Here is a 17617-nt window from a genome sequence, read left to right as displayed (position 1 = left end):
CTCTTAAATCACGCCGCCAGCAAGGAGACGAAGGCTAAAAACGCAAACCCAAAACCGGCCCAGGTCACGCGTGAAGTGGCGCAAAAACGCAGTCGCGCCATGCTGTTTTCAAACAGGGCGATCACCAGTACGCCGACAATCAGCTTGACGACGGCAATCACCAGCGCCAGCAACAGTCCGCCTGCGCTGAAGGTTTCCATCTGTCCCCACGGCAGAAACACGCCGACGAACATTTGCAGCACCACCAGTTGCTTAAGGCTGATGCCCCATTTCAGCACCGCAAAGCCGCTACCGCTGTATTCGGTCAACGGCCCTTCCTGCAACTCCTGCTCCGCTTCCGCCAAGTCGAACGGCAGCTTGCCCATTTCGATAAAGGTGGCGAAGGCGCAGGCGCACAGCGCCAGAATCAGCGGAATACTGCGCGCGACAGGCCAGTGATAAATGGTATCGGCGATATTGCTGATATGCGTTGAACCCGCAACCTGCGCGGCGACCCACAGACCCAGCAGCAGAATCGGCTCCACCAGCACGCCGAGCATCGCTTCACGGCTGGCGCCGATCGCGGTGAACGGACTGCCGGTATCCAGGCCTGCAATAGAGAAGAAGAAGCGCGCAATCGCGAACAGATAAATCAGGGTGATTAAATCACCCAGTTGCGGCAACGGAGATCCAACGGTGACGACCGGCAGCGCGGTGGCGATAGTCAGCATCACGCCGACCATCACAAACGGCGTCAGGCGAAAAACCCAGCCGGAATCAGCGGGCGCAATACTCTGACGACCGAGCAGTTTGATAATGTCGCGGTACTCCTGCAACACGCCCGGCCCACGGCGATTGTGTAGACGGGCGCGCGCCACGCGAGTAATACCGGACAGCAATGGCGCAACGGCAAATAGCACCAGCGCCTGAATTAACGGATAAAACACACTCATTTTCAGGCTCCTCGTGAAACCACAATCACCACCAGCACCGCCAGCTCAATCAGCGCCAGACGACGGAACAGCACCGCGGCCGCCGCGTTCTGCCAGCCCGGCACCAGCGATACCGGGTTAAGCCATTTACGCAGTTTAAGTACCGGGGCAAAGGCCTCTTTCACCGGCATGGCGAAACCGTGCGCGGTAATCACCATCGACTGCTCATGGTCGTAGCCGCACACCCAGGCCGCGCCGCGAGAACGCGACGGCAGACGGTTGCCTTTGAACATCGCCATAATGATGAACGGCAGTAGCGGACAGGCGACCAACAGCAGCGTGATCATCGGCTGCGATACGGTGGTGTGCGCGGTTTCCAGCGGCAACGGTACCGCAGTGGAAATCATCGGCAGCAGCCACGGCGCGGCAACCCCGCCCAGTACGCAGCAGATAGCCAGCGCAACCACGCTGACGCCCATCAGGATCGGCGCGCAGCTGGCGTTTTCAGCTTCCTTCGTGCGCGGCGCGCCAAGGAACGTCACGCCGTAAACTTTCGCCATACACATCACCGCCAACGCGCCGGTAATCGCCAAGCCAACCGCCAGCAGCGGTCCTAACAGACGACCAACAAACGCGCCGCTGTTGCCCAGTTTGAAGAAGGACTGGTAAATCACCCACTCGCCGGCAAAGCCGTTCAGCGGCGGCAACGCAGCCATCGCCATCAGACCGACCAGCATGGCGATAGAAATAACCGGCATCCGTTTACCAATACCGCCCAGTTTTTCGATATCGCGATGACCGGTACGGAACCAGATGCTGCCCGCGCCCAGAAACAGCACGCTTTTGAACAGGCTATGGTTCAGCAGGTGATAGAGCCCGCCGGTCAGACCCAGCGCGATCAGTACCGGCTGATTGAGAGCAATCCCGGTAACGCCTGCGCCCAGACCGAGCAAAATGATGCCGATATTTTCCAGCGTGTGATAGGCCAGCAGGCGCTGAATGTTATGCTCCATCAGCGCGTACAGACCACCGACAAAGGCGGTGATCATCCCAAGCACCAACAGCGCCACGCCCCACCACAGCGGCGCATTGCCGCCAAGCAGAGATAGCGTGAGAATGCCCAGCAGCCCGATTTTCATCACCACGGTCGAGAACAGCGCGGCGGCGGGAGCGCTGGCGTTGGCGTGCGCCTGCGGCACCCAACCGTGTAGCGGGATAATCCCGGCCAGCAGACCAAAGCCGATAACGCCGAGCAGCCAGATATCGGAGCCCAGCGGCAGTTGCTGAGCGCGTTGATCCAGCAACCCCAGATCCAGCGTGCCGTAGCGCTGCCACACCAGCCAGCAGGCGATTGCCAGCAGCAACGTACCGAGACGGCCCAGCGCAAACCACAGTTTGCCCTCTTTGCTACCGCCGGTGAGGAACACGGCGCAGAGCGCCATGATTTCCGCCATCACCACCATCGTCCCCAGATTACTGGCGACCACGGCGCAGACGGCTGCCGCCATCAGCAGGTTGACCAACAGTCCGTTGGCTTTTACCTGTGGATGGCGATGCCAGTCGATATTGAACAGGCTGACGAACAGACCGCACAGCCCCAGCGTAATCAGCCAGATAGCATTCAGCGGCGTTATTTGCAGCATGTGGCCGGTAAACGGCATCACGCCGCTAACCGTAACGGCGCTGGTCAGTGCGGTGAACCCCGCGCCAGCCGTACACAGGCTGCCGACCGCGCCGCCGATACCGGCAATCCAGCCGCTCAGCGCTTTATGAAACGAAAACAGAAACGCCAGAACGGCGGCGGCGGCAAACCACGCGACGCCGCTAGTAATCAGTGAAAGTGAACTCATTATGCATCCCCACTCTGAGCCTGCTGAAACAAGGTGAGATCGCCAAAATCGGTATTAAACGTCAGCTCACGTTTACGTTTGCTGGCGCGGGCGATATCCGTGTTATCCACCAGGTGTAGCGCTTTAGTCGGGCACATCCGCACACAGGCCGGGCCTTGCTCGTCAAAGCTGCACAGGTCGCATTTCACCGCGATAGCGCGTACGCCCGGCACCCAGTCGAGCAACGTACTGACGCGCGCAGGCGCTGGCGGCGCGGGCGGCGCTTTCGGCGTATTGGCGTTCGCTGGAATATGCAGCGGACGGCTGCCGGAAAACTCAATAGCGCCAAACGGACAGGCAATACCGCACAGTTTGCAGCTCACGCACAGGCTTTCATTAAGCTGGACAGCGCCGTCAACGCGATTAATCGCGTTAACCGGGCATACCGTGGCGCATGGCGCATCTTCACAGTGGTGACAAAGCTGCGGCGCAGATTCTTTTTCATTCAGCATCACTTTCAGGCGCGGCATTGACTGCAGGCCATGCTGGCGATGCGTCTCTGAACAGGCGGCCTCACAGGTGTGGCAGCCGATACAGAGAGTGGAGTCAGCAATTACAAAACGATTCACCAGGCATTCCTCAGGTGATTGTCATTTTTGACGAAAACATGCCGTTGAAATGTCATTTTCGACACTTATCGACACGCCCATCCCCAAAACATTCATGACATGGCGCAACGCCACATCGCGAATCAAAGCGGGCAACGCCTCAGGCTTATACCGCCGGGCTGTGTCCCTTTACCAATTGGCGCAAATTAACCGGCGAGTTGGTTTCTACAGCGGTATAGAGGCTGTCGTAAACGCTGGCGATTTTTTCCAGATAGTGCTCCAGTACCTGCTCGCGATCGCGGTTGTTAACCCGTTCGTCAACCTTGCCGTCGATATCGAGCTGCGCCTGTGCAATCAATTGCTTATCTTCGCCATCTTTGGTTTCAACGTAGTACTCAATGGTGTGGCTGTTAAAACCATCCGCCAACGCGACGTAAATACGAAAGTGCTCAAACAGGACAAAGCAAAGATCCCTTTCCGGCGCGCAGCTCATTGCGTGATGCAGGCGCGCTTTCGAGAGGGTGATCCCCTGAACCAGCGAGTTGCAGTAAATATGCCACTGGTCCTGTAGGCGACGATGCCGTTGCGCGATGTAATCGGCCTTTTCGCTTATTTCCCAAATAGTCATGTCAGGTTACCCGTTTAACAGAGATGCCTGCGTTAAGCATTTTCCATGCCAATTTTTAACTTATTGTTTTTAATGGAAGACGCGCACAGTTACTGCCGTTTCGACGCGGTGACGACATGTCATTTCGTCATTGTCGACATTGACCTGCCAGGGGATACAAATATTGGCATAAATATTGCTTTACAGGGGCAACCACTACGGGAGGCGATATGCACGAAATCACCCTCTGCCAACGGGCACTGGAATTGATTGAACAACAGGCTTCAGCATACGGTGCAAAACGTGTGACAGCCGTCTGGATCAAAATTGGCGCATTTTCTTGCGTGGAAACCAGCGCTCTTTCCTTTTGTTTTGATCTGGTATGCCGCGGCACGATAGCAGAAGGTTGTAAACTGCACCTCGAAGAACAGGAAGCCGAATGCTGGTGTGAGCATTGTCAACAATATGTCACGTTGTTAACCCACCGTGTACGTCGTTGTCCGCAATGTCATAGCGATACGCTGCGAATTGTGGCCGATGACGGCTTACAAATTCGGCGCATAGAGATTGATGAAACTGAAGATTAATGCCGGATAGACGCTCGCGTCGCCATCCGGCAGAAAGCCTGTAACAAGAAAAAGATCAGGAGTAAGCGATGTGTACGACTTGCGGTTGCGCTGAAGGCAACCTTTATATAGAAGGCGATGAACATAATCCGCACTCAGCGTTTCGTAGCGCGCCCTTTGCCCCAGCGGCTCGCCCGGCGCTGAATATTACCGGCATTAAAACGCCTGACTTTGCCCCAAGTCAGACCGCAGAAGGCGATCTGCATTACGGCCACGGCGAAGCCGGAACCCACGCGCCTGGTATGAGTCAGCGGCGGATGCTGGAGGTTGAAATCGACGTGCTGGACAAAAATAATCGTCTGGCTGAGCGCAACCGCGCCCGTTTCGCCGCCCGCCAGCAACTGGTGCTCAACCTGGTGTCAAGCCCCGGGTCCGGTAAAACCACCTTGCTGACCGAAACGCTAATGAAATTGAAAGACCGTGTACCGTGCGCGGTAATTGAAGGCGACCAGCAGACAGTGAACGACGCCGCCCGCATCCGCGCTACCGGCACGCCCGCCATTCAGGTCAACACCGGTAAAGGCTGTCATCTTGACGCGCAAATGATCGCCGACGCCGCGCCGCGCCTGCCGCTGGATGACCATGGTATTCTGTTTATCGAAAACGTCGGTAACCTTGTCTGCCCGGCCAGCTTCGATCTGGGCGAAAAGCATAAAGTCGCAGTGCTTTCCGTGACCGAAGGTGAAGATAAGCCGCTGAAATATCCCCATATGTTTGCCGCTGCGTCGCTCATGCTGCTCAATAAAGTCGATCTGCTACCCTACCTCAATTTTGACGTTGAGAAGTGCATCGCCAGCGCGCGTGAAGTGAACCCGGAGATTGAAATTATCCTGATTTCCGCCACCAGCGGCGAAGGCATGGATCAGTGGCTGGCCTGGCTGGAGGCGCAGCGATGTGCATAGGCGTGCCGGGTCAAATCCGCGCCATTGACGGCAATCAGGCAAAAGTTGACGTCTGCGGCATTCAGCGCGACGTCGATCTCACATTAGTCGGCAGTTGTGATGAAAACGGTCAGCCGCGTCTGGGTCAGTGGGTGCTGGTTCATGTCGGATTCGCCATGAGCGTCATTAACGAAGCGGAAGCGCGCGACACGCTCGACGCGCTACAAAATATGTTTGATGTTGAGCCGGACGTCGGCGCACTGCTGTATGGTGAGGAGAGATAATGCGTTTTGTTGACGAGTACCGTGCGCCGGAACAGGTAATGCAGCTCATTGAACACCTGCGTGAACGCGCCGCCCTTCTTCCTTACACTGCCGAACGTCCGTTGCGCATTATGGAAGTCTGCGGGGGTCATACCCACGCGATTTTTAAATTTGGTCTCGATCAGTTACTGCCCGAAAACGTGGAGTTTATTCACGGCCCCGGTTGTCCGGTCTGCGTGCTGCCGATGGGACGTATCGACAGTTGCGTGGAAATCGCCAGTCATCCGGAGGTGATTTTCTGCACCTTTGGCGATGCCATGCGCGTGCCGGGGAAACAGGGTTCTCTGTTGCAGGCTAAAGCGCGCGGCGCGGATGTGCGTATTGTTTATTCTCCGATGGACGCGCTGAAGCTGGCGCAGGATAACCCGACCCGCAAAGTGGTATTTTTCGGGCTGGGCTTTGAAACCACCATGCCGACCACCGCCATCACGCTGCAGCAGGCAAAACAGCGTGACGTGCGAAACTTCTACTTTTTCTGCCAGCACATTACGCTGATCCCGACGCTGCGTAGCCTACTGGAGCAGCCGGACAACGGCATTGACGCCTTTCTTGCGCCAGGCCACGTCAGCATGGTCATCGGCACCGAGGCGTACCAGTTTATCGCCGCCGATTTTAATCGCCCGTTAGTGGTGGCTGGATTCGAACCGCTTGATCTACTGCAAGGCGTGGTCATGCTGGTTGAGCAGAAAATAGCGGCCCTAAGCCAGGTTGAAAACCAATACCGTCGCGTGGTGCCGGATGCCGGAAACATGCTGGCGCAGCAGGCCATCGCCGATGTGTTCTGCGTTAATGGCGACAGCGAGTGGCGCGGCCTGGGCGTGATTGAATCCTCCGGCGTCCACCTGACGCCGGAGTATCAGCGCTTTGACGCCGAAGCGCATTTCCGCCCAGCGCCGCAGCAGGTCTATGACGATCCGCGCGCCCGCTGCGGCGAAGTGCTGACCGGCAGATGCAAGCCGCATCAGTGCCCGCTATTTGGTAAAACATGTAATCCAGAGACCGCGTTCGGCGCGCTGATGGTCTCTTCCGAAGGCGCATGCGCCGCCTGGTATCAGTATCGTCAGCAGGAGTGTGAAGTTTGAACAATATACAACTCGCCCACGGCAGCGGCGGCCAGGCTATGCAACAGTTGATTAATAGCCTGTTTATGGAGGCCTTTGCCAACCCGTGGCTGGCGGAACAAGAAGATCAGGCGCGTCTGGAGCTGGCGCAGCTGACGGCGGAGGGCGACCGTCTGGCGTTTTCTACCGATAGCTATGTGATCGATCCGCTCTTTTTCCCCGGCGGCAATATCGGCAAACTGGCGATTTGCGGTACGGCGAACGACGTTGCGGTGAGCGGCGCGATCCCCCGCTATCTCTCCTGCGGCTTTATCCTTGAAGAAGGGCTGCCGATGGAGACGTTAAAAAGCGTGGTCAATAGCATGGCGGCGACCGCGCGGGAAGCGGGTATCGCCATTGTAACCGGCGACACCAAAGTTGTGCAGCGCGGCGCGGCGGATAAATTGTTTATCAACACTGCCGGCATGGGGGCGATTCCCGCCGATATTCGCTGGGGCGCGCAAACGCTGAGCGTTGGCGATGTGCTGTTAGTCAGCGGTACGCTTGGCGATCACGGCGCCACTATCCTCAACCTGCGTGAGCAACTGGGACTGGATGGCGAGCTGGCGAGCGACTGCGCAGTATTAACGCCGCTTATTCAGACGCTGCGTCATATTGACGGAGTGAAGGCATTGCGTGACGCCACGCGCGGCGGCGTGAATGCGGTCGCCCATGAGTTTGCGGCGTCCTGCGGTTACGGTATTGAATTGTCCGAATCCGCACTGCCGCTCAAACCTGCCGTGCGCGGCGTCTGCGAGCTGTTGGGGCTGGATGCCCTGAACTTTGCCAACGAAGGAAAACTGGTGATTGCCGTTGAACGGCAGGCCGCAGATCGGGCGTTGGCGGCATTACGCGCGCATCCGCTGGGACGTGATGCAGCGCTGATTGGCGAAGTCGTGGAGCGCAAAGGCGTTCGCTTAGCCGGACTCTATGGCGTGAAGCGAACCCTTGATTTGCCACACGCCGAACCATTACCTCGTATATGCTAGCAGCCTGTTGGCAGCATACTGTAGGCCGGATAAGACGCATTTGCGTCGACATCCGGCATTAACGCTGCATGAACGCCTGATGGCGCTTTGCTTATCAGGCCTACGGAGTGTGTGACCAGCGAGTTTGCGGTCAGCCATCCGGCAATAACTTACGACTTATACCTATAATTCATTTACCGTTTTCGCACCGTTTTGCGGTATTTTCCTGGAAAAGCAACATGTCGTATACACCCATGAGCGATCTTGGACAGCAAGGCTTGTTCGATATCACTCGTACCTTATTGCAGCAGCCCGATTTGGCGTCGCTCAGTGAAGCGCTTTCGCAACTGGTAAAGCGTTCAGCGCTCGCCGACAGCGCCGGCATTGTGCTATGGCAGGCGCAGTCGCAACGCGCACAATATTATGCGACGCGAGAAAATGGCCGTCCTGTTGAATATGAAGATGAAACCGTACTGGCGCACGGCCCGGTACGTCGCATCCTTTCTCGCCCCGATGCATTGCACTGTAATTTCCATGAGTTTACCGAAACCTGGCCGCAGCTTGCCGCGAGCGGCCTCTACCCTGAATTTGGTCATTACTGTCTGCTTCCTTTAGCCGCGGAGGGCCGTATTTTCGGCGGCTGCGAATTCATCCGTCAGGAAGATCGCCCCTGGAGTGAAAAGGAATATGACCGTCTGCATACGTTTACCCAAATTGTCGGCGTGGTCGCCGAGCAAATTCAAAACCGGGTAAACAATAATGTCGATTATGATCTATTGTGCCGCGAACGCGATAACTTCCGTATTCTGGTTGCGATTACCAACGCCGTCCTGTCGCGTCTGGATATTGATGAGCTGGTAAGCGAAGTCGCAAAAGAGATCCACCACTATTTCAATATCGACGCAATCAGCATCGTGTTGCGCAGCCATCGCAAAAATAAGCTGAATATCTACTCCACCCACTACCTTGATGAGCATCATCCGGCGCACGAACAGAGCGAAGTCGACGAAGCCGGCACGCTCACGGAGCACGTCTTTAAAAGTAAAGAGATGCTGCTTATCAACCTCAACGAACGCGATCCGCTTGCCCCCTACGAACGCATGCTGTTCGATACCTGGGGCAATCAGATCCAGACGCTTTGCCTGCTGCCGTTGATGTCCGGCAAGACGATGCTTGGCGTGCTCAAACTGGCCCAGTGCGAAGAAAAAGTGTTTACCACCGCCAACCTCAAGCTGCTGCGTCAGATTGCCGAACGGGTAGCCATTGCCGTGGATAATGCGCTGGCCTATCAGGAAATCCACCGACTGAAGGAACGCCTGGTCGACGAAAACCTGGCGCTCACGGAGCAGCTTAATAACGTCGACAGCGAGTTTGGCGAGATCATCGGACGCAGCGAAGCGATGTACAACGTGCTAAAGCAGGTTGAGATGGTGGCGCAGAGCGACAGTACCGTGCTGATTCTGGGCGAAACGGGAACCGGTAAAGAGTTGATTGCCCGCGCCATTCACAACCTGAGCGGACGTAGCGGGCGCAGGATGGTAAAGATGAACTGCGCCGCGATGCCGGCGGGGCTGCTGGAAAGCGATTTGTTTGGTCATGAGCGCGGCGCGTTTACCGGCGCCAGCGCGCAGCGGATTGGCCGTTTCGAGCTGGCGGATAAAAGCTCGCTGTTTCTGGATGAAGTGGGCGACATGCCGCTGGAGCTACAGCCTAAGCTGCTGCGCGTCCTTCAGGAGCAAGAGTTTGAACGTCTCGGCAGCAATAAACTGATCCAGACCGACGTGCGGCTGATCGCCGCGACTAACCGCGATCTGAAAAAAATGGTCGCCGATCGCGAATTCCGTAACGATCTCTACTATCGGCTGAATGTTTTTCCGATCCAGCTTCCTCCGTTGCGCGAACGTCCGGAAGATATTCCACTACTGGTCAAAGCGTTCACTTTCAAAATCGCCCGCCGAATGGGGCGTAATATCGACAGCATTCCCGCCGAAACGCTGCGCACGCTTAGCAGCATGGAATGGCCGGGGAACGTTCGCGAGCTGGAGAATGTCGTCGAGCGCGCCGTGCTGCTGACGCGCGGCAATGTGCTACAACTGTCGCTACCGGATATTACCGCCGTAACGCCCGATACCTCGCCTGTTGCGACTGAAAGCGCCAAAGAAGGCGAAGATGAATATCAGCTTATTATACGCGTGCTGAAAGAGACCAATGGCGTAGTGGCTGGACCAAAAGGCGCGGCGCAGCGTCTGGGGCTTAAACGAACCACCCTGCTGTCGCGTATGAAGCGATTGGGTATTGATAAAGACGCGTTAGCGTAACGGGTTGCCGGATCTGATCCGGCCAGGAGATGATGCGCGCCGTAGGCCTGGCGCTTCCCCTTCACTTCTTGCGCTGATATTTTTCCGGCAATTCCGGAACGGGGCGCTTATCGTCGATAAGGTGCCGCACGGTCAGGACAGGATGCCGCCAAAGCATTCGCGGACCTGCCCAACGCATAATCTGCTTCATCTCCTCGCGTTTAGCCGGCTGATAGCAGTGCACCGGGCACTGCTTACAGGCGGGTTTTTCCTCGCCAAATACGCATTTATCAAGACGTTTTTGCGCGTAGGTGAACAGCGCGTCGTAATGCCCCTGCACCGCTGACGCCTGTGGACACTGGCTTTCATACAGCGCGATCATTTTTTTGATCGTCAGTTTTTCACGAGCGATACGTTTACCAGGCATCGTGCTCTCTCCGAACATTAAGAAGCATTTATTTTACACCTTATCCCTCTTTAGCACTATCACTGCATATCGTCGCCATTACGCAAATAAGAATTATTTTCATTTATTCATGCCTTGTGCTATATAACATAGCAAAGGCTATATTCGATGATTAATTAACCACATTGTTGCGAGGGATACTATGACGAATCTACATCGTCTGAAAACACTCCTGCTTGCCGGTATTGTTGCGATACTCGCGCTATCGCCAGCCTATGCAAAAGAGAAATTTAAAGTCATCACCACGTTTACCGTTATTGCCGACATGGCGAAAAACGTGGCGGGCGACGCAGCGGAAGTCAGCTCAATTACCAAGCCCGGCGCTGAAATCCATGAGTATCAGCCAACGCCCGGCGATATTAAACGAGCGCAGGGGGCACAGCTTATCCTCGCGAATGGTCTGAACCTGGAGCGATGGTTTGCCCGCTTTTATCAGCACCTTTCCGGCGTACCGGAAGTCGTCGTCTCTACCGGCGTCAAACCGATGGGCATTACCGAAGGCCCGTATAACGGTAAACCGAACCCGCACGCCTGGATGTCGGCAGAAAACGCGCTGATTTATGTCGATAACATTCGCGACGCCCTGGTGAAGTACGATCCGGATAATGCGCAGATCTATAAGCAAAATGCCGAACGCTATAAAGCGAAAATTCGCCAGATGGCCGATCCGTTGCGTGCCGAACTGGAAAAAATTCCCGCCGATCAGCGCTGGCTGGTCACCAGTGAAGGCGCGTTCTCTTACCTGGCGCGCGATAATGACATGAAAGAGCTTTATCTCTGGCCAATTAACGCCGATCAACAGGGGACGCCAAAACAGGTGCGTAAAGTGATTGATACCATTAAAAAGCACCATATTCCCGCCATCTTTAGCGAGAGTACGGTTTCCGATAAACCCGCCCGCCAGGTCGCGCGTGAATCCGGCGCGCATTATGGCGGCGTACTGTATGTCGATTCTCTGAGCGCCGCTGACGGCCCTGTGCCAACCTATCTGGATCTGCTGCGCGTCACGACCGAAACCATCGTCAACGGCATTAACGACGGACTGAGGAGTAAACAATGAGTCAATCTGCGATTACCGTTGATCAAGTCACGGTGACGTATCGCAACGGTCATACCGCCCTACGGGACGCCACTTTTCAGGTGCCTGGCGGTTCAATCGCCGCGCTGGTAGGCGTAAATGGTTCCGGTAAGTCTACGTTATTTAAAGCGTTAATGGGCTTTGTGCATCTTGCGCAGGGCGATATCACTATCCTGCAACAGTCAGTCAACAAGGCACTGAAAAAAAACCTCATTGCTTATGTTCCGCAATCGGAAGAAGTGGACTGGTCATTTCCGGTGCTGGTAGAAGATGTGGTGATGATGGGACGCTACGGCCATATGGGCTGGCTACGCCGTCCCAGTGCGCATGATCACGCCTGTGTTGACGCCGCGCTGGCGCGGGTGGATATGCAGGAATATCGTCACAGGCAGATTGGCGAGCTGTCCGGCGGGCAGAAAAAACGTGTGTTTCTTGCCAGGGCCATCGCTCAGGATGGACAAGTAATCCTGCTGGATGAACCTTTTACCGGCGTGGATGTAAAAACCGAAGCGCGAATCATCGATCTACTACGGGAACTGCGCGATGAAGGCCGCACGATGCTGGTCTCAACGCATAATCTCGGCTCCGTCACCGAGTTTTGCGACTATACGGTAATGATTAAAGGAACCGTACTGGCCAGCGGCCCTACCGAAACCACGTTTACCGCCGCGAATCTGGAACAGGCGTTTAGCGGCGTTCTACGCCATATCGCGCTAAGCGGAGGCGAAGAGCACATCATCACCGATGACGAGCGCCCCTTTATTTCCCGGCGCGTGGCCAGCGGAGGAAAATCGTCATGAACTGGCTTGTTGAGCCGTTTGGCTACCAGTATATGCTCAACGCGATGTGGGTCTCCGCAATGGTGGGCGGTCTGTGCGCGTTTCTCTCCTGCTATTTGATGCTCAAAGGCTGGTCGCTCATTGGCGATGCGCTATCTCACTCTATTGTGCCTGGCGTCGCTGGCGCCTGGATGTTAGGGCTGCCCTTCTCGCTCGGCGCGTTTCTTTCCGGCGGACTGGCGGCAGGCAGTATGCTCTTTCTTAACCAACGCTCACGCCTGAAAGAAGACGCGATTATCGGGCTTATCTTCTCCTCTTTTTTTGGCGTCGGCCTTTTTATGGTGTCGCTCAATCCGATGTCGGTGAATATCCAGACGATTATTCTCGGCAACGTGCTGGCGATCGCGCCAGCGGATATTGCGCAACTGGCGATTATCGGCGCAGTCTCGCTGACGATTCTGCTGTTAAAGTGGAAAGATTTGATGGTCGTCTTTTTCGATGAGACCCATGCGCGTTCTATCGGGCTTAATCCGGGTCGACTAAAATTGTTGTTTTTCACTCTATTGTCCGTCTCTACCGTGGCGGCCCTGCAAACCGTTGGGGCGTTCCTGGTGATCTGTCTCGTCGTCACGCCGGGCGCGACGGCCTGGTTACTCACCGACCGTTTTCCACGTCTGCTCATGATTGCCGTCGTGATTGGCAGCCTGACCAGTTTTCTGGGCGCATGGCTTAGCTACTGGCTGGATGGCGCCACTGGCGGAATTATTGTCGTCATGCAAACCTTACTGTTCATCACGGCCTTTATTTTCGCCCCGAAACACGGTCTGTTAGCCAACCGTCGACGCGCCCGCCTGCAGAAGGAGCCGACATGTTCTTAACAACGTTACTGGAACCCTTTCAGTTTGATTTTATGGTGAACGCCCTTATGGTTTCGGTCATTGTAGCGATTCCCTGCGCCTTACTGTCCGTGTTTTTAGTGTTAAAAGGCTGGGCGTTAATGGGCGACGCAATGAGTCATGCGGTATTCCCCGGGGTCGTGCTGGCATATATTGTGGGGATCCCCCTGGCGATTGGCGCTTTCATTGCCGGATTATTTTGCGCTATCGCCACCGGCTATCTGGACGATAACAGCCGCATCAAACGTGATACGGTGATGGGCATCGTCTTTTCCGGGATGTTTGGCGCAGGTCTGGTGCTCTATGTTTCTATTCAATCGGAAGTGCATCTGGATCACATCCTGTTTGGGGATATGCTGGGCGTATCGCTGGGGGATATCGTACAAACGTCGGTTATTGCGCTGGGTATTGCGTTAATCATAGGGCTGAAATGGAAAGATCTCCTGCTACACGCTTTTGACCCGCACCAGGCGAAAGCCAGCGGGCTGAATACCACGCTACTGCATTATGGCCTGCTATGTATGATTGCGCTGACTATCGTCGCCACGCTGAAATCGGTGGGCATTATTCTGTCAATCTCACTACTTATCGCCCCCGGCGCAATTGCCATTTTGCTGACGCGACGCTTTGCGCGCGCGCTGGGATTAGCGGTGAGTCTGTCAGTTATTACCGCTTTTGCGGGTGTCTATCTGTCTTTTTACCTTGATAGCGCGCCAGCGCCGACCATCGTGGTATTATTTGCCATCGTGTTTATTGTGGTATTTATTTACGCAACATGGCGCGACAGGAGTAATGAAATCGTACCAGAGGCGCAAGGTTAACACTTTTTTGCCTGCTATTCAGGAAACATACGGTCATAATATAGAGTAGTTTTATGGCGCTGGAAGGATTTCCTCTGGCAGGCAACCTCATAATTTCATTACGGTTTAAGTAAAGACTTATATTCAGCTATCCTTTTTTTATGAGCGGATATAGAGAGTTTTTTATCGTTTAGCATAACGGCATTGTTATCGAATCGCTCATAAAGCGTTTCATTCTTTTTGTTTACTATACTGCTTCCCGCCGCCGGATTGGCCTGCACATATTCATTTAATCGTTGTACGCCTTGAGTATGTTTGTAAAAACTCACCGGCAGATAGCGGTCTGCTTTATCGGACGGGAGAAAAGGTTCTTCACCACACAGACGTTCACAAATATTATCTTCATGAATTTTTACTAAGTTCATAAATTCAAGCTGAAGTTTTTTGGCGAGCGCCAGGCTAAAAATACCGCATTCAGAAGAGCTTCGTTGAATGTCCAGCTCGACCATAGCAAAATAACAATCAGGCAATTGTTCACGTTCAAGAGCTGCTTTGGTCCTCAACGCCAGTAAAGCAGGTCCAAAAGCGCTACACGCTGCTGGTTCGAACAAAATCACCGATGTCTTTCCGTCCATAACTCTAAAATCGACGACTGAAATATGGATACCTGAACTTCCCATATTTACGAGAAATCGGGCAGATTCAACGCCTTCCATTCTGGTCTCCTTTATAGAGGAAACAAGCTCATGGACTGACATAACAAATTTAAGATTTAACTCTGGATACTTCTTATTGGCCTGTGCAACAAGAAAAGGCATCATTTCGAGATCGGTTTCCTCGTAACTGATATGAATCCAGCTGCCATCTATAATTTCACTTTCCAGACGCTCAACAATACAGGTCAATGCTTCGGTGTTTAGCTCCCCGCTGACGTCAGGCGGCGATAAACTCGCCCCCATATTACGAGCCGTAGGACTTAGCATACTTTTCCCTCCACATGATAGCTCCTGCACCGAAAATATCATCTTTAACTTTTCAGATTCAATATATTGCCTGCAAAAATATGCCTCAATGATTGAGCCAGGCTACCAGCCACCTCCGGATGATTATATATAAGAATTACTACTCAAAAAATCTTTTTTATAATAAAAGCTCAACACATGGTCATAAATGATAAAAAATATTTTAATTCATTCCTACCGCAATCGGTAACGCGCAATTATCGTCAGGTACAGCAGGGTTATGTGCAAAAGCAGTGCGCTGTAAATGCGCGTCTAGTTTCAGTCCCCGGAACAGCGATAGCGGTGAAGAGTCCATCCCCAAACGATACATAACCTTCTTACGATAAATACTGACGGTTTTTGTTCCCAGACCAAATTTTTTCGCCAGTTCAATTGCCGGATGTCCGGAGGATAATAATATCAGCAGCGCATATTTCGCCTGCGTGACACCGGGAGGTAGATTCCACCAGGCGTATTGATTGATATTAAACAATACCTCTTCCGGCGTCTCGCCGGCATTAAAAGCATACGTAGCAGCCACGGTTTTCTTTTGTGGCCTGTGGCAGAAACGCAGCCAGGCTTCCGGAAGACGGAGCTTCTCTCGCTCCGAGCGGATAGCGCAGGATAGTTCGTCTTTTAAAACATAATCCATAACGCCAAAATATTGCAGCACACAGCGATCGATATAATACAAGCGATCTGCCACTACCAAAACTTTACGGTTCTGCAACCGCGTCAGCAACGCATGAAAAAGATAAACATGCTCATGCGGGTTCAAAGCTAAAATCAGCCCGGCGTCCGGCATATCGGATAGAGAATGCAAAAGTGCGGTTAATGAGTTACACGTTTTAACGCACTTTTCCGGATATTTTTGCTTAAAAATAGACTGAAGGGCATAACAATTAGTCCAGTTAATACCGTATATAATTACATTTCTCATTTATTTATCCTTTTTTGAAAACTGACCACAGCTTCGGTAATGATTTTTCTTCCTGGGCGACTACTGCGCAAGTAGATAACGCCTTCTTACTACAAAGGTAATAAGACCAGATACGTTATTACATGCGCAATGTCGTTACCGAAATGAATTCCTTTTACAAATCTGATAATGATTAAATTTGCTGTTTTACTTTACTGTAATCTCTTAGAGTACAACGATTGCCCGACGCCTGGTGGCCATGTATGTCTGACAATGAACGCTTTCGATTCCCTTTCATTAACTATATATCACTGGTGTAGCGATACTGAAATATACACTACGATTAAAAAAATATTTGGTATCTGTAACGCAAACAGATAGTAACGTTTAAAATAATTTCACAAATCAATGGTTCATCGTACGCATAAAGCTAAGCGGTGTAATCTTAAAATGCCGTTTAAAAATAGCGATAAAATAAGAAGGCGTATCATAGCCACACATCGTCGCGACTTGTGAAATATTTCCAGCCCCCATACGTAATAATTTTATAGCCTGATTCATACGAGCATCCAGATATATTTTGCTAAAACTCACCTCTTCAGCGGCCAGTTTTCGCTTCAGACTTGATACGCTCATAAACAGCTTTCCTGCCACCTCAGCCTGTGACCATTTGCGGGTGAGATCGCTGATAATAATGTTATAAACTTTCTCTTTTGTCGTAATTTTTATTGCTCGCTCAAGGAAATCAAACCCACCGGGCTTACGTACAAATGCCGATATAAGATACATCAATGAGAAATATGAATAATCATGATCATCAATACTCACATTACTACAAACCCGTGGACATGCCACACCATGCAAAATAGAGTCAAAAGTATCACTCATCCCTGGCAACAAGTCCGCATGAAAAAAATACTTTGGTTTCGTTTTTAATGATAGCTCTCGATCATTATAGTTTCTTGTACTGTAAAAAACTTTGTAGAATTTTTGCATTAAGTCATAGGAAACTTCCAGTGAAGAAAAATCAATATGCCCTTCTATTTCGCTCATACTAAGCGTGATTGTTTGATCTTTTTCCAATAAAAATAAACACGGCGCAGATTGTTCGATGAACTCCCCAAATTCGTTTTCAATTCGCAAACTGCCTTTATTAAGTTTAAACAATAAGCAGTTTGCGACATAATAGTCTCTTACGTCAGCTAATCCATTTATTAATGGAAATTTGTTCGGCTGTTGAAGGTGATTATTGCTAATGGCCTCAACTGATTTATTCATTGAAGGCAATACCATATTTTATCCTGTGTGCTATAAGGAACTCAAAATCGTTATATTCTTATAAACAAATAATTAAAACTCACAGAGATGATTTAAATCCGATTTTTTTATTATTATAGCCAATAATTACATTCCAACGCGCGTTCATTTCGTCACAAAAAGATACCCTTACAAACTTTATGCACAATTTTGTAATAAAAGCTTACAATATTAATATAATCATTTCAGAATAAAACGGCTGGCAGACATC

18 protein-coding genes are annotated in these 17617 nt (G+C 52.5%); 10 read left to right on the top strand and 8 right to left on the bottom strand.

The window, feature by feature from the left end; all coding sequences use genetic code 11:
* Window positions 1-8: 8 nt before the first annotated feature.
* From ACLJNW_RS10290 to hycA, 4 genes are all read right to left on the bottom strand, one after another.
* On the bottom strand, window positions 9-932 hold the full coding sequence (locus tag ACLJNW_RS10290) for a respiratory chain complex I subunit 1 family protein (RefSeq protein WP_000110563.1): 924 nt from the start codon (window positions 930-932) through the stop codon (window positions 9-11).
* 2 nt (window positions 933-934) lie between these two features.
* Window positions 935-2761, bottom strand: coding sequence for a formate hydrogenlyase subunit 3 (gene hycC, locus ACLJNW_RS10285; RefSeq protein ID WP_023203977.1), 1827 nt, complete (start codon window positions 2759-2761; stop codon window positions 935-937).
* Window positions 2761-3369, bottom strand: a complete 609-nt coding sequence (gene hycB, locus ACLJNW_RS10280) for a formate hydrogenlyase subunit HycB (RefSeq protein ID WP_001079163.1) — start codon at window positions 3367-3369, stop codon at window positions 2761-2763. Before hycB ends, hycC begins: the two co-directional genes overlap by 1 nt.
* 145 nt (window positions 3370-3514) lie before the next feature.
* Window positions 3515-3976 (bottom strand): formate hydrogenlyase regulator HycA, encoded by a 462-nt coding sequence (gene hycA / locus ACLJNW_RS10275; protein ID WP_000158074.1) that lies wholly within the window; start codon window positions 3974-3976, stop codon window positions 3515-3517.
* A gap of 209 nt (window positions 3977-4185) precedes the next feature.
* Here hycA and hypA point away from each other — a divergent pair, with 209 nt between their 5' ends.
* From hypA to flhA, 6 genes are all read left to right on the top strand, one after another.
* The gene (gene hypA / locus ACLJNW_RS10270) at window positions 4186-4542 is read left to right on the top strand and encodes a hydrogenase maturation nickel metallochaperone HypA (protein ID WP_000544461.1); all 357 of its coding nucleotides are present in this window, start codon (window positions 4186-4188) and stop codon (window positions 4540-4542) included.
* A 68-nt stretch (window positions 4543-4610) separates the two neighbouring features.
* On the top strand, window positions 4611-5483 hold the full coding sequence (gene hypB, locus ACLJNW_RS10265) for a hydrogenase nickel incorporation protein HypB (protein WP_000337636.1): 873 nt from the start codon (window positions 4611-4613) through the stop codon (window positions 5481-5483).
* Window positions 5474-5746 (top strand): hydrogenase 3 maturation protein HypC, encoded by a 273-nt coding sequence (hypC, locus tag ACLJNW_RS10260; RefSeq protein ID WP_000334871.1) that lies wholly within the window; start codon window positions 5474-5476, stop codon window positions 5744-5746. The genes hypB and hypC overlap by 10 nt, the downstream gene beginning before the upstream one ends.
* Complete coding sequence (hypD, locus tag ACLJNW_RS10255) at window positions 5746-6867, top strand: hydrogenase formation protein HypD (RefSeq protein WP_001212962.1); 1122 nt, start codon at window positions 5746-5748, stop codon at window positions 6865-6867. The genes hypC and hypD overlap by 1 nt, the downstream gene beginning before the upstream one ends.
* A complete protein-coding gene (hypE, locus tag ACLJNW_RS10250; RefSeq protein WP_001059962.1) occupies window positions 6864-7874 on the top strand; it encodes a hydrogenase expression/formation protein HypE in 1011 nt (336 codons plus the stop codon). Before hypD ends, hypE begins: the two co-directional genes overlap by 4 nt.
* Before the next feature lie 218 nt (window positions 7875-8092).
* Window positions 8093-10171: a formate hydrogenlyase transcriptional activator FlhA gene (gene flhA / locus ACLJNW_RS10245; RefSeq protein WP_024154726.1), complete on the top strand. Its 2079-nt coding sequence runs from the start codon at window positions 8093-8095 to the stop codon at window positions 10169-10171.
* Window positions 10172-10232: 61 nt separating this feature from the next.
* On the opposite strand, the gene ACLJNW_RS10240 is transcribed toward flhA, so the two are convergent.
* Entirely contained in the window at window positions 10233-10577 is a 345-nt protein-coding gene (locus ACLJNW_RS10240) for a nitrous oxide-stimulated promoter family protein (RefSeq protein WP_023203979.1), read from the bottom strand.
* A 181-nt stretch (window positions 10578-10758) separates the two neighbouring features.
* On the opposite strand from ACLJNW_RS10240, the gene sitA reads away from it, so the two are divergent.
* From sitA to sitD, 4 genes are read left to right on the top strand one after another with little or no spacing between them, the layout of a single operon-like run.
* A complete protein-coding gene (gene sitA, locus ACLJNW_RS10235; RefSeq protein WP_023203980.1) occupies window positions 10759-11676 on the top strand; it encodes an iron/manganese ABC transporter substrate-binding protein SitA in 918 nt (305 codons plus the stop codon).
* Complete coding sequence (sitB, locus tag ACLJNW_RS10230; RefSeq protein ID WP_000083151.1) at window positions 11673-12494, top strand: iron/manganese ABC transporter ATP-binding protein SitB; 822 nt, start codon at window positions 11673-11675, stop codon at window positions 12492-12494. Before sitA ends, sitB begins: the two co-directional genes overlap by 4 nt.
* Window positions 12491-13351: an iron/manganese ABC transporter permease subunit SitC gene (gene sitC / locus ACLJNW_RS10225; RefSeq protein WP_001104336.1), complete on the top strand. Its 861-nt coding sequence runs from the start codon at window positions 12491-12493 to the stop codon at window positions 13349-13351. The genes sitB and sitC overlap by 4 nt, the downstream gene beginning before the upstream one ends.
* The gene (gene sitD, locus ACLJNW_RS10220; RefSeq protein ID WP_000480210.1) at window positions 13342-14190 is read left to right on the top strand and encodes an iron/manganese ABC transporter permease subunit SitD; all 849 of its coding nucleotides are present in this window, start codon (window positions 13342-13344) and stop codon (window positions 14188-14190) included. The genes sitC and sitD overlap by 10 nt, the downstream gene beginning before the upstream one ends.
* A 98-nt stretch (window positions 14191-14288) precedes the next feature.
* Here sitD and avrA read toward each other — a convergent pair whose 3' ends face one another.
* The 3 genes from avrA to hilC all read right to left on the bottom strand — a co-directional run bounded on the left by avrA (window position 14289) and on the right by hilC (window position 17382).
* Window positions 14289-15194 carry a type III secretion system YopJ family effector AvrA gene (avrA, locus tag ACLJNW_RS10215; protein ID WP_077910376.1) on the bottom strand — a complete coding sequence of 302 codons (906 nt, stop codon included), beginning with the start codon at window positions 15192-15194 and terminating at the stop codon, window positions 14289-14291.
* A gap of 160 nt (window positions 15195-15354) precedes the next feature.
* Complete coding sequence (sprB, locus tag ACLJNW_RS10210; RefSeq protein ID WP_001246659.1) at window positions 15355-16110, bottom strand: transcriptional regulator SprB; 756 nt, start codon at window positions 16108-16110, stop codon at window positions 15355-15357.
* 384 nt (window positions 16111-16494) lie between these two features.
* Window positions 16495-17382: an invasion transcriptional regulator HilC gene (gene hilC, locus ACLJNW_RS10205; RefSeq protein ID WP_000243998.1), complete on the bottom strand. Its 888-nt coding sequence runs from the start codon at window positions 17380-17382 to the stop codon at window positions 16495-16497.
* Between the last annotated feature and the right edge of the window lie 235 nt (window positions 17383-17617).

It is taken from the genome of Salmonella sp. SAL4457, assembly GCF_046548235.1.
Classification (GTDB): Bacteria; Pseudomonadota; Gammaproteobacteria; order Enterobacterales; family Enterobacteriaceae; genus Salmonella; species Salmonella enterica.
This window is presented reverse-complemented; position numbering and strand designations above follow the sequence as displayed.

Bases quoted from the DNA above. Each gene is read 5' to 3' on its own strand.
- flhA (WP_024154726.1), top strand. From the start codon at position 8,093: ATGTCGTATACACCCATGAGCGATCTTGGACAGCAAGGCTTGTTCGAT.
- hypC (WP_000334871.1), top strand. From the start codon at position 5,474: ATGTGCATAGGCGTGCCGGGTCAAATCCGCGCCATTGACGGCAATCAG.
- hilC (WP_000243998.1), bottom strand. From the start codon at position 17,382: ATGGTATTGCCTTCAATGAATAAATCAGTTGAGGCCATTAGCAATAAT.
- sitB (WP_000083151.1), top strand. From the start codon at position 11,673: ATGAGTCAATCTGCGATTACCGTTGATCAAGTCACGGTGACGTATCGC.
- sitA (WP_023203980.1), top strand. From the start codon at position 10,759: ATGACGAATCTACATCGTCTGAAAACACTCCTGCTTGCCGGTATTGTT.
- hypA (WP_000544461.1), top strand. From the start codon at position 4,186: ATGCACGAAATCACCCTCTGCCAACGGGCACTGGAATTGATTGAACAA.
- hypD (WP_001212962.1), top strand. From the start codon at position 5,746: ATGCGTTTTGTTGACGAGTACCGTGCGCCGGAACAGGTAATGCAGCTC.
- ACLJNW_RS10240 (WP_023203979.1), bottom strand. From the start codon at position 10,577: ATGCCTGGTAAACGTATCGCTCGTGAAAAACTGACGATCAAAAAAATG.
- hycA (WP_000158074.1), bottom strand. From the start codon at position 3,976: ATGACTATTTGGGAAATAAGCGAAAAGGCCGATTACATCGCGCAACGG.
- sprB (WP_001246659.1), bottom strand. From the start codon at position 16,110: ATGAGAAATGTAATTATATACGGTATTAACTGGACTAATTGTTATGCC.
- hypB (WP_000337636.1), top strand. From the start codon at position 4,611: ATGTGTACGACTTGCGGTTGCGCTGAAGGCAACCTTTATATAGAAGGC.
- sitD (WP_000480210.1), top strand. From the start codon at position 13,342: ATGTTCTTAACAACGTTACTGGAACCCTTTCAGTTTGATTTTATGGTG.
- sitC (WP_001104336.1), top strand. From the start codon at position 12,491: ATGAACTGGCTTGTTGAGCCGTTTGGCTACCAGTATATGCTCAACGCG.
- hycC (WP_023203977.1), bottom strand. From the start codon at position 2,761: ATGAGTTCACTTTCACTGATTACTAGCGGCGTCGCGTGGTTTGCCGCC.
- avrA (WP_077910376.1), bottom strand. From the start codon at position 15,194: ATGATATTTTCGGTGCAGGAGCTATCATGTGGAGGGAAAAGTATGCTA.
- ACLJNW_RS10290 (WP_000110563.1), bottom strand. From the start codon at position 932: ATGAGTGTGTTTTATCCGTTAATTCAGGCGCTGGTGCTATTTGCCGTT.